This is a genomic window from Collimonas sp. OK307 (assembly GCF_900113705.1).
In the GTDB taxonomy this organism is placed as follows: Bacteria; Pseudomonadota; Gammaproteobacteria; order Burkholderiales; family Burkholderiaceae_D; genus Collimonas.
This window is the reverse complement of sequence record NZ_FOQI01000005.1, coordinates 92,122-106,622: the sequence shown is the minus strand read 5'-3', so window position 1 is coordinate 106,622 and position 14,501 is coordinate 92,122. Positions and strand designations below refer to the sequence as shown.

Sequence of the window (14,501 nt, the reverse complement as noted above, 5' to 3'; positions counted from 1 at the left end):
ATCTATTTAGCAACACCGCTATCGGCCCCGTCCTCGAAGCGTAGGTACCGACACAAGTTGCAATACTGAAGTTTTTACGGTGTATGCGACGCGCAGCCCAAACTAAGCGGGGTCAGAGCATCTTTACCCGGCTTGCTTTAGACTAAGCATTTTTCGGCGTTTGGCGCCGGCACATTTCAAGCAGATCAATACCAGCAAAAAGGAATTTTGATGACCGATCTTTCCACATTCCCCATCACCAAAAAATGGCCTGCCCAGCATCCCGACCGGATCCAGCTGTATTCGCTGCCGACACCCAATGGCGTCAAGATCTCGATCATGCTGGAAGAAACCGGCCTGCCTTACGAGCCGCATCTAGTCAGCTTCGGCACCAACGACCAGACCTCCCCGGAATTCCTGTCGCTCAATCCCAATAACAAGATTCCGGCGATCCTCGATCCCAATGGCCCGGATGGCAAACCGCTGCCGCTGTTTGAATCGGGTGCGATCCTGATTTACCTGGCGGACAAGAGCGGCAAGTTCATGCCGAAAGATCTTGCCGGACGCTACGAGACCATCCAGTGGCTGATGTTCCAGATGGGCGGCATCGGACCGATGTTCGGCCAGCTTGGCTTTTTCAATAAATTCGCCGGCAAGGACTACGAAGACAAACGTCCGCGCGACCGCTACGTGGAGGAATCGAAGCGCCTGCTGGCGGTACTCAATCAACGCCTCGCCGAGCGCGACTGGATTATGGGAGATACCTATACCATCGCTGACATCGCCACCTTCCCGTGGATACGCAACCTGATCGGCTTCTACGAAGCGGGCGACCTGGTGGGGATTGCGGATTTTCCGCATGTCACGCGAGCGCTGGCGGCGTTTGTCGCGCGCCCGGCTGTCGCTAAAGGTCTTACGATTCCGAAGCGCGACTGAGCGCAGCCCGACTGATTGCAGCCCGACTGCTTTTCAGGTAACGCGAATCGGCGCGTAAAAACCGGCGGCTACTCAAAGTGAGGATGGTGCGATAAAATCGGCCATCCCATCACATTTGGACCTCCATGTCATCGCGCCGAAATTTCCTGCAGAAGAGCTTGTTCCTGACCGCCTCCGGACTCTTTTCCAGTCAGTTGCCATTTACAGCTTCAACGGCTTTCGCGAAAGAGACTTCCGCCAACCCTTCCGGCGCGCCGGCGCCGATGGACCCGCCGCCGGATATCTTTGACGCGCAACTGGTAGACATGGAGTTCTGGCTCAAGCCTCGGGTGCTGGAAGTGACGCGCCCGGCCAGCGGCGAACGCGCCAGGCTACTGTACTGGAAAGACGGGGAAATCCAGGAATCCGCTTATCAGCAGTTATGCCACCTGCTGCGGGACGTTCAAGGCAAGCAAACGGCGCCGATAGATCCCAAGCTGCTTGAGACCTTGTGGGGCACACAGGCTTTTATCGCACGCTATGGCATCAGCCAGCCCCTCGAAATCCTGTCCGGATTCCGGACTGCAAGCACCAATCAGCACCTGATCGAAACCGGCGTGCCGGCGGCGCGCAAATCATTGCATTTGGAAGGTCGCGCGGCTGATATCCGCCTCACCCAACTGGATGCCGACGTGCTGGGCGGCTTGATACGCAGCTTCCGCCAAGGCGGCGTCGGCTTCTATTATCGGCCGGGGAAAAACGGTGGCTGGATTCATGCCGATACGGGACTGCAGCGCACCTGGAAAGGTTGATTGCCTGCAGCCCGCAGCGATTACGTAGCGATTACGTAGCGATTATTCTCTCGTTGAAAAAAAATCGCGTCAAGTCACGTTAAAGACGCTCGATGATCAGCGCGATGCCTTGACCACCGCCAATGCACATGGTGATCAGGCCGTAGCGCTTGTTAGTGCGGATCAATTCATACAGACATTTGACCGCAATAATCGTGCCGCTCGCGCCCAACGGATGGCCAAGCGCGATGGCGCCGCCATTGACATTGGTCAGCGCAGGATCAAGTCCCAATCCTTTGCAAACACCCAGCGACTGCGCAGCAAACGCTTCATTCGACTCGATCACCGCCATGTCGCTGAGGCTAAGGCCGGCACGTTTCAACGCCAGTTGGACCGCAGGAATCGGACCGGTTCCCATGATCGACGGATCAACCCCGGCCACCCCATAGGACACCACACGCGCCAGTGGCTTCAAACCGGCTTGAGCTGCAGCATCAGCTGCCATCAGGACACAGGCAGCCGCACCGTCGTTAATGCCCGACGCGTTACCGGCCGTGACTGTACCGCCTTCTTTTTTGAATGCCGGCTTGAGCTTCGCCAGCGACTCCATGGTGGCGTCGGCCTTTGGATATTCGTCGGTATCGAATAGCGTGATGCCTTTACGGGTCTTGATTTCGACCGGCACGATCTGCGACTTGAAGTGACCGGCAGCGATGGCTGCAGTCGCACGTCGCTGGCTTTCCAGGGCGAATGCGTCCTGCTCTTCACGCGAGATACTGTATTTCTCCGCCACGTTTTCAGCAGTGATACCCATATGCCCACCGCCGAAAGGATCCGACAAGGCGCCCACCATCATGTCGACCATCTTGACGTCACCCATGCGCGCGCCCCAGCGTGCAGCCTGGGTGCCGTACATCGAGCGGCTCATGCTTTCGACGCCGCCGCCGACAGCGACATCGGTCTCGCCCAGCTGGATCGAATTTGCTGCGGTGATAATGGCTTGCAAGCCCGAGCCGCACAGGCGGTTAAGCGTCAGCGCCGTGGACTCTTTACCCATGCCGGCATTGATACCCACCACGCGTGACACGTACATGTCGCGCGCTTCGGTGTGTATGACGTTGCCGAATATGATCTGGCCGGCCTGGAGCGGATCAACCCCGGCCCGTGCAAACGCTTCCTTGACAGCAATCGCGCCCAGCTCGCCCGGCGCGAAATCCTTCAACGCGCCACCATATGTCCCGATCGCGGTACGTGCAGCGCCGACGATAACTACTTCTCTTGTGTTTGCCATGCTTATCTCCTCGTTGAATTTGATTTGACGGTGTGGTCGCATGCTGGCTTGCCGCCGTCTAGGAAGCCAGCTGGTGTAGTGCTTTCATAACTTCAGCAGCGGTATGTTCGGAATGCTCGCGCAATACCTGCGGCAGGCTTGCCGAACTGGTGCTTAGCGCTTGCATGATTTGTTCATGCTCAAGCAGCGATTCCTGCCAGCGCAGGGATTCTGCATTGGCGACGCCGCGTGCACGATGGATTTTTGCCATCAGGTTTGCATAGATCGACGACAGCACCGGATTGCGGGCGGCGTCCACGATCATTTGATGGATTTCCTGGTTCAGCCGGAAATAGGCGATGCGCTTGCCGTTAACGTGATGCACGACCATGGCCTGATGCTTGCGTTCGATCGCGCTCAGCGCTTCTTCATCAATGCGTATACATAACTGCCGGCCGGCCAACTCTTCCAATCCGTGCAGCACGTCAAAAATCGACCCGATTTCATCGATGTCTATTTCGGAGATGTGGTAACCGAGATGCTGGCGATGCTTGATCAAGCCTTCCGCCACCAGCACTTTCAGCGCCTCGCGCAGCGGTGTTTTTGAAATTTCGAAATATTCGCACAACTCTTTTTCCATGATGCGGCTGGCCGGCGCAAGCTCGCCCTCCTGGATCATTTCGCGCAGCCGGTCGGCAATCTCGCTTGAAAGCCCGCTACGACGCAAGCCCCGGCCATTGACGGGACTGGTCTTCACTTTGGTGGTTGTTTCGGGCGCGATCAACATGGCGTTTACATCACATCTTGGCTGATTTTAATAAAAAATCTTAACACACATCAATTAAAGTTTTAAATAACACTATAAATCAACAACTTACATAACTTGTAATTACAGATTAAGTATTATATGCTTACACCAGCAAGGAAAATACCGTGCGCAAATAAGAGCTGGAAAGAACTGTTCACCCTAAATGGAGACGAAATGGACGCCACAACCAATACAGCAGCGGTAGCAACAGCAGGAAAAACTTCCGTCCGATGGAAGATTTTCTTCACCATGTTGCTACTAATTTCGATTAACTACATCGACCGCGCATCGCTATCAGTCGCCATGCCGCTGATCGCAAAAGAGTTCGATCTCGGTCCGGCCATGCAAGGCTTGATCCTGAGTTCCTTCTTCTGGACTTATGCGTTCATGCAAATCCCCGGCGGCATGCTGGCCGATCGTTTCAAACCGCGTATCGTGATCGCCATCGCGACAGTCTTCTGGGGCGCATTCCAGGCACTCGCCGCGGTTTGCACCAGTTCCACCGCATTGTTATTGACACGCCTCGGCCTGGGTGCGGCAGAAGCGCCGATCTATCCGGCCGGCGGCAAACTGAATGCGATCTGGATGACGCAAAACGAACGCGGCCGCGGCGCCACACTGCTCGATGGCGGCGCACCGCTCGGCGCTGCGCTGGGCGCGATCATCATCACAGCGCTGATCACGACGCTCGGATCATGGCGCCTGGCGTTCGTGGTGGCCGGTGTCGGCACCGTACTGGCCGGCATATGGGCCTGGTATTACATCCGCAACAATCCGCGCGACCATAGTGGTGTCAATGACGCCGAAGCCAGCTACATCGAAGCAGCGCAAGCCAGCGAGTTCAAGAAAGAACCGGCTAACCTGAGCGGCCGCTCCCTTGATTTCTTCAAACACAAATCGGTGCTGTTCATGTTCTTCGGCTGGATGTGCTTCAACTCGGTGTTCTACGGTTTGCTGACCTGGATGCCGAACTACCTGAACAAAGTGCATGGTTTCGACATCAAGCAAATGGGCGGCGCCAGCTTCATCATTTTCTTCTCCGGCTTTGTCGGCGAACTGGTTGGCGGCTACATCGCCGACAAATGGAAAGCAGCCGGCGGTTCACCTAACAAAGTGATGCGCACGCTGTTTGGCATCGCCGCCGTGATTGCCACGTTCTCGATCTTCTCTGTGGCTTACATCAAAGACGCGACAACGGTCGTGGTGATGTTATCCGTAACCTTGTTCTTCATCCGCTGGTGCGGCCTGTACTGGTGCATTCCGTCAATTCTTGGCACTCGCGACAAGGTGGGCTTCCTGGGCGGCCTGATGAACCTGGGCGGCAACATCGGCGGCATCTGCGTGCCGATTATCGTCGGCACCATCGTGCAAGTAACCGGCTCTTACTTCCTGGCGCTGATGTTCTTTGCAGCGGCTGGCGTCGGCTTGTTCATCTGCTCGACCGGCATCGATTACGAGAAAAAAATCCCGATCTGATTTCCGCCTGACGCGAAACACTAAATCAACGTTTCAACGTTTTACCATATTATTTACGGAGCAATACAAATGACAAAGCGCACTCTCTTGGGCATGTTGACCCCTTCTTCCAATACTTCGCTGGAGCCGATCACCAGCGCCATGGTCAGCGGACTGCCTGGCGTTTCCGCCCATTTCTCCCGTTTCACCGTGACTGAAATATCGTTGCGCGACCAGGCACTGGGACAATTCGACGACAGCAAGATCATCGAAGCCGCGATGCTGCTGGCCGATGCCAAGGTCGACGTCATCGGCTGGAACGGCACCTCGTCCGGCTGGCTCGGCTTCGAAGCCGATGAACGGTTATGCCAGCGTATTACTGAAGCAACCGGCATTCCGGCCACTACTTCAGTGCTGGCGTTAAATGAAATCCTGGAAAAAACCAATGCCAAGGATTTCGGCCTGGTGACACCTTATCTCGACAATGTAATGGAAAAGATCATCGAGAACTATGGTCGTTCGGGTTTCAACTGCATCGCTGAACGTCACCTGAACCTGCATGTGAATTTTTCCTTCTCTGAAGTCACCGAAGACCAGATTCGCAGCATGGTGCGCGAGGTTGCCCGCAAGGACCCGAAAGCGATTTCGACCTTCTGCACCAATCTGAAAGCAGCGCACCTGGTGCCGGAACTGGAAGCGGAAACCGGTGTGCCAATCTACGACACCATTTCCACCGTGGTCTGGAAATCGCTGCGCATCGCCGGTTACGACACCACCAAGCTGACCGGCTGGGGCCGTTTGTTCCAGGAAGTCGTCTAAGTATTAGATAAGCGGAGAAAACCATCATGACAACAGCGTTCGACCTGGTCATTCGCAATGCCGATGTGGCGACCGCGTCTGACCGATTTCAATGCGATATCGGCATTCGCGACGGCAAGATCGAGGCACTCGGCAAGAATTTACCGGCCGGCGCTGAAGAAATTGATGCGACCGGCTTATTAGTCTTGCCGGGCGGCGTGGATGCCCATTGCCACCTGGATCAGCCAATGCCGGACGGCATGCGCATGGCGGATGATTTTTTTACTGGAACCCGGTCCGCTGCCTGCGGCGGAACCACCACGGTGATTCCGTTTGCGGCGCAAAGCAAAGGCGGTTCGCTGTATGCAGCAGTCGAGGATTATCATCGACGGGCTGGCGGCAAGGCTGTAATCGATTATGCCTTTCACCTGATCGTCGCCGATCCGACTCCGAAGGTATTGCAGGAAGAATTGCCGGACCTGATCCGGCAGGGCTATACCTCGTTCAAGATCTACATGACGTACGACGATCTGAAACTCAACGACCGCGAAATACTGGAAGTGCTGTCGGTGGCGCGCGAGCATAAGGCGCTGGTGATGATCCACGCGGAAAACTCCGATTGCATCGGCTGGCTGACCGACCGCCTGAGCGATGCCGGCCACAGCGCACCGAAGTATCATGCGGTGTCCCGACCGATGGCGGTGGAGCGGGAAGCTACGCACCGCGCCATCACGTTCTCGGAACTGGTCGACGTACCGATCCTGATCGTGCATGTATCGGGACGCGAAGCAATCGAACAGATCCGCTGGGCGCATGGCCGCGGCTTGCGCATCTATGCCGAGACCTGCCCGCAATATCTGTTCCTCACTGAACATGATCTTGGCGGCGAAGGCTACCACGGCGCCAAATGCGTCTGCAGCCCGCCACCACGCGACCATGAAAATCAAAAAGCGGTATGGGACGGTTTGACCAACGGTGCATTCAGCATCTTCTCATCCGATCATGCGCCGTTCCGTTATGACGATGCCGAGGGTAAAAAACTGGGTGGCAAGGAACAGCCGTTCCAATATATTCCGAACGGTATCCCCGGCCTGGAAACCCGCTTGCCGCTGCTGTTCTCCGACGGTGTGATGGAAGGCCGGCTTGACGTCCATCAATTCGTCGCTTTGACTGCGACCAATCCCGCCAAGATGTACGGACTGTATCCACGCAAGGGGTCGATCATGGTCGGCGCCGATGCTGACATCGTATTGTGGGACACCAAGCGCCAGGTGGTGATCAACAACACCATGCTGCATCACGAGGTCGATTACACGCCGTATGAAGGCAAGACGGTACAAGGCTGGCCGGTGCTGACGCTGTCGCACGGCAAAGTGGTCAGCCTGAATCAGGACTTCACCGGTACGGCTGGCGCCGGACAGTTCCTGCCCTGCGGTACGCCGTCGATCTAAGCAACGTAGCGTCGAGCAAAAGCCGGCCGGGCCGGTCCCGTTAAGAATGCGGGGACGGCAATGCTGACCATATGTGCGCAACAACCTGTTGAACAAGGAGCGAATTGATGAAATTTTCCACCCTGATCCGCCTGGCTCTGCTGCCTGCCATCGGCATTGCAACGTTTGCGGCCAGCGCAGAGGACACGGATTTTCCGTCGACCCTGCCCGAGATCGTCGGCGTCGATTCAGAGCCATTGATCCGCATGTCGGAATGGATACGCAAGGATAAGCTGGACGTGCGCAGCCTGCTCGTCATCAAAGATGGCAAGATCATTTTCGAACGCTACAGCGGCGGCCTGGTGCGCGATAATAATTACGAGTTGTATTCGGTAACCAAAAGCGTCACCTCGCTGCTGACAGGTATTCTTGAGGGTGAGGGAAAACTCGCACCGACCGACAAGATCGTCCCCAGGATAGTCGCCAAGCATCCAGAGCTAAAAACGGCGCTGGCAGACAAGCAAGATATCGCCGTGCGCGATCTGCTGTCGATGTCGAGCGGCTTGTTTTACAAGCAAACCGAGGGTTCCGACACCTTGTACTACGGTGTTCCCAACCGATTGGCGTTAGCAGCGAAAAGCCAGGCCAGACTGCCACCCGGAAAAGAATTTGATTACACCGACGTCAATCCGGTGCTGGTAGGAGCAATGGTGAGCGCGGCGGCAGGACAGCGCGAAGATGTATTCGCCGAAGAGAAATTATTCAAGCCGCTGGGCATGTCTCATTACCGCTGGGATGGCGTCGACCAGACCGGTTCGGCCTCAGGCGGATGGGGACTCAGACTACGCCCGATCGATATGGCCAAGCTGGGAACGCTGCTGCTTAACGGCGGCCAGTGGCACGAAAAACAAATCGTGCCCAATGCATGGATCAAGCAGATGACAACGCCGGCCAATCCGGCTCTCGCCAAAGACTACGGCTACTATTGCTGGATCAATCATATCGTCGAAGGGCAACCGGAATTCGGTGCGATGGGATTCAAGGGGCAATTCATTACCGTTCTGCCGACACAAAATGCGGTGGTCGTCATGACCAGCCTGTTGCCTACCGACGGTGGGCTGCGAGATGCGACTTACCTGCAACTGTATCGACGCATGGTCAACGACTATATCCTGCCGGCGATGAAGCCAGGACAAAAGCTTGTCCCGAACGCTGCGCGCCAGGCGGCTCTTTTGAAAGAATTGCAGCTCAGCGAACAAAGCGCGGGCGTCGCCGGTACTGCAACTGCATTCAACGATCCCCCGGAACGTTGAACATTTCCCTTTGGCTCGTCTTGATTGACAGCCCAGGGGGCGGTATCTATCAAATTTCGAGACAGAAACGTCTCTTCGAAAAAAAAAGGAAATCCAATGAAATTAATGCGCTACGGCTCCAAAGGCCATGAAAAGCCGGCACTGATCGATGCCGATAACCAGGTTCGTGATTTGTCGGGTGAACTATCCGACATTAGCGCGCAAACACTGTCGCCCGCAAATCTTGCACGCCTGGCGGCACTGGATATCAACGCCCTGCCGATCATCGCTCAGCCGGGCCGCATCGCCCCACCCTACAGCGGCATGGGAAAATTCATTTGTGTCGGCTTGAACTACGCCGACCACGCCGCCGAATCCGGTCTCACCGCGCCTGCCGAGCCGGTGCTGTTCATGAAGCCAACCAGCGCCGTGATCGGCTGCAACGATCCGGTGGTGCTGCCGCAAGGTTCGGTGAAAGGTGATTGGGAAGTGGAGCTGGGCGTGATCATCGGCACCACAGTGCGTTACGTTTCTGAGGCCGAAGCGCTCAAGCATGTAGCCGGCTATTGCGTGGTCAACGACATCTCCGAGCGTGAGTACCAACTCGAACGCGGCGGCCAATGGGATAAAGGCAAAGGCTGCGACACCTTCGGTCCGATCGGACCCTGGCTGGTGACAGCGGATGAAGTGCCAGATCCGCAGAATCTGGATCTGTGGCTGGAGGTCAACGGCCACCGCTTTCAAAACGGCAGCACGCGCAACATGCTGTTCAGCGTCGCTCATCTGGTCAGCTACATCAGCCGCTTCATGACGCTCTACCCTGGAGACATCATCAGCACCGGCACTCCGGCCGGTGTGGGATTGGCCCAGAAGCCTGCTCCAATCTATCTCAAGCCTGGCGACCAGATGCGCCTGGGCGTTACCGGCCTGGGTGAGCAGCGGCAGTCGGTGCATGCCTGGAATCCGGAGTTGATTGACGGTTGATACGTTACTTGGTTTCCCCCTGTCCTCCGCCATATGCGGGGAAATGCAGGGCAATAAAAAATCCCGCTAAATCAGTGATTTAGCGGGATTTTTTTACATGATCAAATTACTTGGATCTCAGAAAGGTTGTGCATACCAAAAAATGTAAACAACTAAGCCTTCTAGCTAAATACATGTTTACCGTGTAAAAGGTCACGACGATGTAGACAAGGTTCTTGAATTTTCCAGCGATATCTCGCTAAATGACCCGGGCTTCAGATGTAAATTAGATTGCAATAGTTTTTGCACCTAAAGAGGCATGAGATTGTACGAGTAGATGCAGCTCTTTTCGAAGGGTGGCTATATCTGAGCAGACTGCCACGCGTTCGTCCGTGGTAATAACGCATGGTAGACCTATATACGGCTGCTTCCAGGTTGCAATGACTTGGTCAGCAACACTGTCACTCTTGTCCCGAATCAGCAGTACAGATCTGGTCTCGGCGTGGAAATAGTCGTCAAATGATATGCGACGGTAATCAGGACCTCGATATCGTCGACATGCGATGATTTGCTTTTGTATTCCGCATTCTTTTGTCATGGGGGCACTGAATTCGGAAAGCACTCGATTAATGCTACGCCGATTCCCTACTGCCATCACGATGTCCTGAACAAAAGACCAAAATATCTGATGAAAATGCATCTTCTCACCCCGTAGTGAAATAACGCTGAGCCAATGCCACCCAGTACCGCACGCCCTCCTCGGTGACATCATCATTGAAGTCGTATTGGGGATGATGTAATGACGGTGAGCCTTTCCCCTCGGACGCGTTGCCGAGCAGCACATAGGTCCCCGGACGTTCTTCGAGCATGAAGCCGAAGTCTTCCGAGGTCATGTTGGGCGGAATATTAGTCCGTATACGCGCATCGCCGAAGGTCTCGCGGATGATGCTTTCGCATAACGCCGTCTCGCCCGGGGTATTAATTGTGGCCGGGTAATACTGGAAGAACTCGACCTCGGCTTGTGCGCCATAGGCGCTTGCCAATGCCTCGCTCATTTGGTGGATATCGCGCTGCAACTTCTGTTGCAACGAGGATGACAGCGTCCGGATGGTACCGCGAAGTTCAGCCCGATCCGGAATGACGTTGTCCGTATCGCCGGCATGGAACATGCACACCGAGATCACGGCCGGATCCACCGGATCCTTGTGACGCGCGGCGATTGTCTGGCATTGCAGCACGATGGCGCAGGCTAGTGGGATTGGATCCAACCCCAGGTGTGGTTGCGCCGCATGCGCACCCTTGCCGGTAATGGTGATTTTCAGGCGAGAGCCTGCAGCCATGATGGGGCCGGTACGCAGTCCGAAGTGTCCGGCCGGGAGTCCAGGCCAATTATGCATGCCAAACACCGCCTCGGTCGTAAACTGCTCAAACAGGCCGTCATCGATCATCTTGCGTGCCCCCGCACCGCCCTCCTCTCCGGGCTGGAAAACGAAATGCACGGCGCCGGGCAACTGCGGCATCTGCTTCAACACTCTCGCAGCGCCCAGCAACATCACTGTATGGCCGTCATGTCCGCAGGCATGCATGATCCCATGCGTGCAGGAGGCATGGGCGAAATCATTGGCTTCCTGGATCGGCAAGGCATCCATGTCGGCCCGCAGGACGATGCCGCGCCGCCGGTCGGCACCGGGCAAGCTGGCCACCACGCCGGTTCCGCCCAGGCCGCGCACGACCTGGTAGCCCAGCGCCTGGAGTTCGTTGGCAACCACCTCCGCCGTGCGATGTTCTTCGAACCGCAGCTCGGGATGGGCATGCAAATCGCGGCGCAGGCTTGCCCAGTGCGAACGATGGGTGCTCAGTATTGAGTCGGGAATGACGGGAATTTCCATGCGCGATACCTTTAAAAACTGCAAGGCAGCCGCTCACGTTGCGGCGCCCGGACTGATATGTTGGGCCAGCTTTCAATCGTAGTAGCCGAGGACCGATTTCACCTCCATGTACTCTTCCATCCCCTCGACGCCGTATTCGCGGCCGTTGCCGGATTGCTTGTAGCCGCCGAACGGCGCCTGCGGATCCCAGGCCGGGTAGTTCAAGTGGACTTGGCCTGACTGGATGCGCGCGGCCACCGCGCGCAACTGTTCCTTGTCCCTTCCCTGCACATGGGCGCCCAGGCCATAGACCGTATCGTTGGCGATGGAGATGGCTTCCTCCACCGTGTCGTAGGGCAGGATCGCCAGCACCGGGCCGAAGATTTCCTGTTGTGCGATCACCATATCCGCATGCACGTCAGAAAAGATGGTCGGCCGCGCATAGAAGCCGCGCTCCAATCCCTCTGGCCGCCCCGGCCCACCCGCCAGCAGACGGGCACCATCCTGCAATCCTGCCTCGATCATCTGCTGCACCCGCTCGAACTGCGCGCGATTGGCCAAGGGGCCGTGGGTGGTCGCCGCATCCATCGGATCGCCGACCTTCATCTGTCCCAGCGCCGCCAAGGCCAGTTGATGGACGTGATCAAGCTGGTTGCGCGGCACGATCAGGCGCGTGGGCGCGCTGCACGACTGGCCCATGTTGCGGAACGCCGCCGCCACGCCGAGCGGAATGGCCTGCGCCAGATCGGCATCCGGCAGCACGACATTGGGCGACTTCCCGCCCAGCTCCTGGGCCACGCGCTTGACGCCCGGCGCCGCCGCCTGGGCCACCAGCACACCCGCGCGGGTGGAACCGGTAATCGACACCATGTCCACCTGGGGATGTGCCGCCAGCGCCGCACCGACTTCGGCGCCGGTGCCGCTGACCAGGTTGAAGACACCGGCAGGCACCCCGGCCTCGGCGACGATCTCGGCGAACAATAAGGCCGACAACGGCGAGAGTTCGCTCGGTTTCAACACCACCGTGCACCCCGCCGCCAGTGCCGGCCCGACCTTGGCGGTGATCTGGTAGATCGGCCAGTTCCAGGGAGTGATCAGCGTGCACACGCCGATGGGTTCGCGCAGGATCGCCGTCGTACCGCGCGGCCGGATGAAGGGATAACTCGCCAGGTTGTCGCGCGCTACCCGCAGGTGTTCGGCCGCCAGTGGCACATGCGCACTGCGTGCATAGCCGATCGGCGCGCCCATCTCCAGCGTGAGCGCCGTGGCGAACAGTTCGCTGCGCTCCAGCAGCAGCGCATGGACCCGCCCCAACAACGCTGCGCGTTGCTGCGGCGGGGTTGCCGACCAGGCCGGGAAAGCCCCGCGCGCAGCCAGCACCGCACGTTCGGCATCGCGCGCATCGCCCAGTGCGATCTCGCACAGACTCTCTTCGGTCGAAGGGCAGATCACGGAGACCCGTTCGCGGCCCTCCGGCAGTATCCAATGGCCGTTGATGAATAAGCGCTCCAGTCGGCCGGTATGCTGCAGGTGATGCAGAGGTGATGTCATTCAGTATGTCCTTGCGGCGATACCGGCCCCCGCGGCGGGGGTGCCGGCGACGTCTAGAAATCGGCGACCTTGCCCCACGCGGAGCGGGCAAAGCGGCCAGGGTGATATGGGCGGGGATCGACGAGGGGCTCGGCGCCGGTTGCCAGGTCGGCGATCAAGTGACCCGCCCCGGGGCCGATACCGAAGCCATGGCCGGAAAAACCTGCGGCCAGGATCAGTCCGGGCACCTGCGGCACCTCGCCGATGCCAGGCACCCCGTCGGGTGTGCTGTCGACATAACCGGCCCAGGTGTGCGTGACCCTGGCGTTGCGCAACTCGGGCAGCAACTCGATGGCCCGCCGATGGGTGGCGCGGATGGCCACCGGATCGGCTTTGGGATCGAGGATGCGCATGCGCTCCATCGGCGTAGGCGCATCCAGGCGCCAGCGCGACAACGTCTCATGGCCGCTGCGCAGCGCTTCCAGGCCGCCCGGCGACAGGCTGCGCCAGCGCTTGGCGAACATGGGCAGAAATTGCGGCGAAAAGCGCAGGAACTGCCCGGTCGGATCCACCCGAGCGCGACCGCTGATGGCCAGCGCATAGGAACCGTCGCTGCGCCGCGTGGCCGCCACGCCCGAGGTGAACAGCGCCCCGGGCAGTGGCTTGTCCATAGGCGCCACGCTCATGATCGATTGGCGTACCGAGGCTTGCGGGAAGCGTATGCCCAACTGACGGCAGAACGACGATGCCCAGGCGCCGCCAGCCAGCACCACGGTCCTGGTCTTGATGACCCCGGCTTCGGTGACAACGCCGGCGACCCGCCCTGCCTCCATCTCGATGCCGCGCGCCGCGCATTGCTGGATCACGCTACCGCCCAGCTTCATCACGGCGCGCGCCACGGCCGGAGCGGCCTTGACCGGATCGGCGGTACCATCGGTGGGCGAGAACACCCCGCCCTTCCAGCCACGGCCGGTGGCATGGCCGCGCTCGGCGGCTTGCTGACTGTCGAGCATATGGGTGGTCACGCCAGCGGTCTTGGCAAACTTGCCCCAACTGGCCCAGCGCGCCAGTTCTTCGTCGTCATTGCTGAGATACAGCAGGCCGCAGCGCGTAAAGCCGGCATCCTCGCCGGATTCGGCGCTGAACTGCTCCCACAGGTCGATGCTCTTGGTGGCCATCGGCAATTCGCGCGCATCGCGGTTCTGCTGGCGGCACCAGCCCCAGTTGCGGCTGGACTGCTCGGCGCCGACCCGCCCCTTCTCCACCACGACCACGGACACGCCGCGCCGGGCCAGGTAATAGGCGGTGAAGATGCCGATGATGCCGCCCCCGATCACGACCACGTCGGCTGTGGCCGGAGGGATGGAAGGCGTCTGTACCAGGTTCAGTGGAGGCGACATGG

At 58.3% G+C, this 14,501-nt stretch carries 12 protein-coding genes; 7 read left to right on the top strand and 5 right to left on the bottom strand.

Features of this window, described 5'->3' with window-relative positions:
- Positions 1 to 210: 210 nt before the first annotated feature.
- Both BM205_RS08865 and BM205_RS08860 read left to right on the top strand, forming a co-directional pair.
- Entirely contained in the window at positions 211 to 915 is a 705-nt protein-coding gene (locus tag BM205_RS08865; protein ID WP_092414142.1) for a glutathione S-transferase N-terminal domain-containing protein, read from the top strand.
- Between the two features lie 125 nt (positions 916 to 1,040).
- Entirely contained in the window at positions 1,041 to 1,706 is a 666-nt protein-coding gene (locus tag BM205_RS08860) for a YcbK family protein (protein WP_092414141.1), read from the top strand.
- 79 nt (positions 1,707 to 1,785) lie between these two features.
- Here the strand turns inward: BM205_RS08860 and BM205_RS08855 are convergent, their stop codons facing one another.
- The gene (locus tag BM205_RS08855; protein WP_092414140.1) at positions 1,786 to 2,976 is read right to left on the bottom strand and encodes an acetyl-CoA C-acyltransferase family protein; all 1,191 of its coding nucleotides are present in this window, start codon (positions 2,974 to 2,976) and stop codon (positions 1,786 to 1,788) included.
- A gap of 58 nt (positions 2,977 to 3,034) precedes the next feature.
- The gene (locus tag BM205_RS08850) at positions 3,035 to 3,742 is read right to left on the bottom strand and encodes a GntR family transcriptional regulator (protein WP_092414139.1); all 708 of its coding nucleotides are present in this window, start codon (positions 3,740 to 3,742) and stop codon (positions 3,035 to 3,037) included.
- A gap of 195 nt (positions 3,743 to 3,937) precedes the next feature.
- On the opposite strand from BM205_RS08850, the gene BM205_RS08845 reads away from it, so the two are divergent.
- From BM205_RS08845 to BM205_RS08825, 5 genes are all read left to right on the top strand, one after another.
- Complete coding sequence (locus BM205_RS08845) at positions 3,938 to 5,239, top strand: MFS transporter (RefSeq protein ID WP_092414138.1); 1,302 nt, start codon at positions 3,938 to 3,940, stop codon at positions 5,237 to 5,239.
- Positions 5,240 to 5,308: 69 nt separating this feature from the next.
- Positions 5,309 to 6,037, top strand: coding sequence for a maleate cis-trans isomerase family protein (locus BM205_RS08840; RefSeq protein ID WP_092414137.1), 729 nt, complete (start codon positions 5,309 to 5,311; stop codon positions 6,035 to 6,037).
- 26 nt (positions 6,038 to 6,063) lie between these two features.
- A complete protein-coding gene (gene hydA / locus BM205_RS08835) occupies positions 6,064 to 7,467 on the top strand; it encodes a dihydropyrimidinase (protein WP_092414136.1) in 1,404 nt (467 codons plus the stop codon).
- 107 nt (positions 7,468 to 7,574) lie between these two features.
- Positions 7,575 to 8,759 carry a serine hydrolase domain-containing protein gene (locus tag BM205_RS08830; protein ID WP_092414135.1) on the top strand — a complete coding sequence of 395 codons (1,185 nt, stop codon included), beginning with the start codon at positions 7,575 to 7,577 and terminating at the stop codon, positions 8,757 to 8,759.
- A gap of 96 nt (positions 8,760 to 8,855) precedes the next feature.
- Entirely contained in the window at positions 8,856 to 9,722 is an 867-nt protein-coding gene (locus tag BM205_RS08825) for a fumarylacetoacetate hydrolase family protein (RefSeq protein WP_092414134.1), read from the top strand.
- A gap of 683 nt (positions 9,723 to 10,405) precedes the next feature.
- Here BM205_RS08825 and BM205_RS08820 read toward each other — a convergent pair.
- The 3 genes from BM205_RS08820 to BM205_RS08810 form a co-directional block, all read right to left on the bottom strand.
- Positions 10,406 to 11,590: a M20 aminoacylase family protein gene (locus tag BM205_RS08820; RefSeq protein ID WP_092414133.1), complete on the bottom strand. Its 1,185-nt coding sequence runs from the start codon at positions 11,588 to 11,590 to the stop codon at positions 10,406 to 10,408.
- Between the two features lie 72 nt (positions 11,591 to 11,662).
- Positions 11,663 to 13,120 (bottom strand): aldehyde dehydrogenase family protein, encoded by a 1,458-nt coding sequence (locus tag BM205_RS08815; RefSeq protein ID WP_092414132.1) that lies wholly within the window; start codon positions 13,118 to 13,120, stop codon positions 11,663 to 11,665.
- 53 nt (positions 13,121 to 13,173) lie between these two features.
- The gene (locus BM205_RS08810) at positions 13,174 to 14,499 is read right to left on the bottom strand and encodes an NAD(P)/FAD-dependent oxidoreductase (RefSeq protein WP_092414131.1); all 1,326 of its coding nucleotides are present in this window, start codon (positions 14,497 to 14,499) and stop codon (positions 13,174 to 13,176) included.
- Positions 14,500 to 14,501: the final 2 nt, after the last annotated feature.

Bases quoted from the DNA above. Each gene is read 5' to 3' on its own strand.
- BM205_RS08820 (WP_092414133.1), bottom strand. From the start codon at position 11,590: ATGGAAATTCCCGTCATTCCCGACTCAATACTGAGCACCCATCGTTCG.
- BM205_RS08830 (WP_092414135.1), top strand. From the start codon at position 7,575: ATGAAATTTTCCACCCTGATCCGCCTGGCTCTGCTGCCTGCCATCGGC.
- BM205_RS08850 (WP_092414139.1), bottom strand. From the start codon at position 3,742: ATGTTGATCGCGCCCGAAACAACCACCAAAGTGAAGACCAGTCCCGTC.
- BM205_RS08845 (WP_092414138.1), top strand. From the start codon at position 3,938: ATGGACGCCACAACCAATACAGCAGCGGTAGCAACAGCAGGAAAAACT.
- BM205_RS08865 (WP_092414142.1), top strand. From the start codon at position 211: ATGACCGATCTTTCCACATTCCCCATCACCAAAAAATGGCCTGCCCAG.
- BM205_RS08810 (WP_092414131.1), bottom strand. From the start codon at position 14,499: ATGTCGCCTCCACTGAACCTGGTACAGACGCCTTCCATCCCTCCGGCC.
- BM205_RS08815 (WP_092414132.1), bottom strand. From the start codon at position 13,120: ATGACATCACCTCTGCATCACCTGCAGCATACCGGCCGACTGGAGCGC.
- BM205_RS08840 (WP_092414137.1), top strand. From the start codon at position 5,309: ATGACAAAGCGCACTCTCTTGGGCATGTTGACCCCTTCTTCCAATACT.
- BM205_RS08825 (WP_092414134.1), top strand. From the start codon at position 8,856: ATGAAATTAATGCGCTACGGCTCCAAAGGCCATGAAAAGCCGGCACTG.
- BM205_RS08860 (WP_092414141.1), top strand. From the start codon at position 1,041: ATGTCATCGCGCCGAAATTTCCTGCAGAAGAGCTTGTTCCTGACCGCC.
- BM205_RS08855 (WP_092414140.1), bottom strand. From the start codon at position 2,976: ATGGCAAACACAAGAGAAGTAGTTATCGTCGGCGCTGCACGTACCGCG.
- hydA (WP_092414136.1), top strand. From the start codon at position 6,064: ATGACAACAGCGTTCGACCTGGTCATTCGCAATGCCGATGTGGCGACC.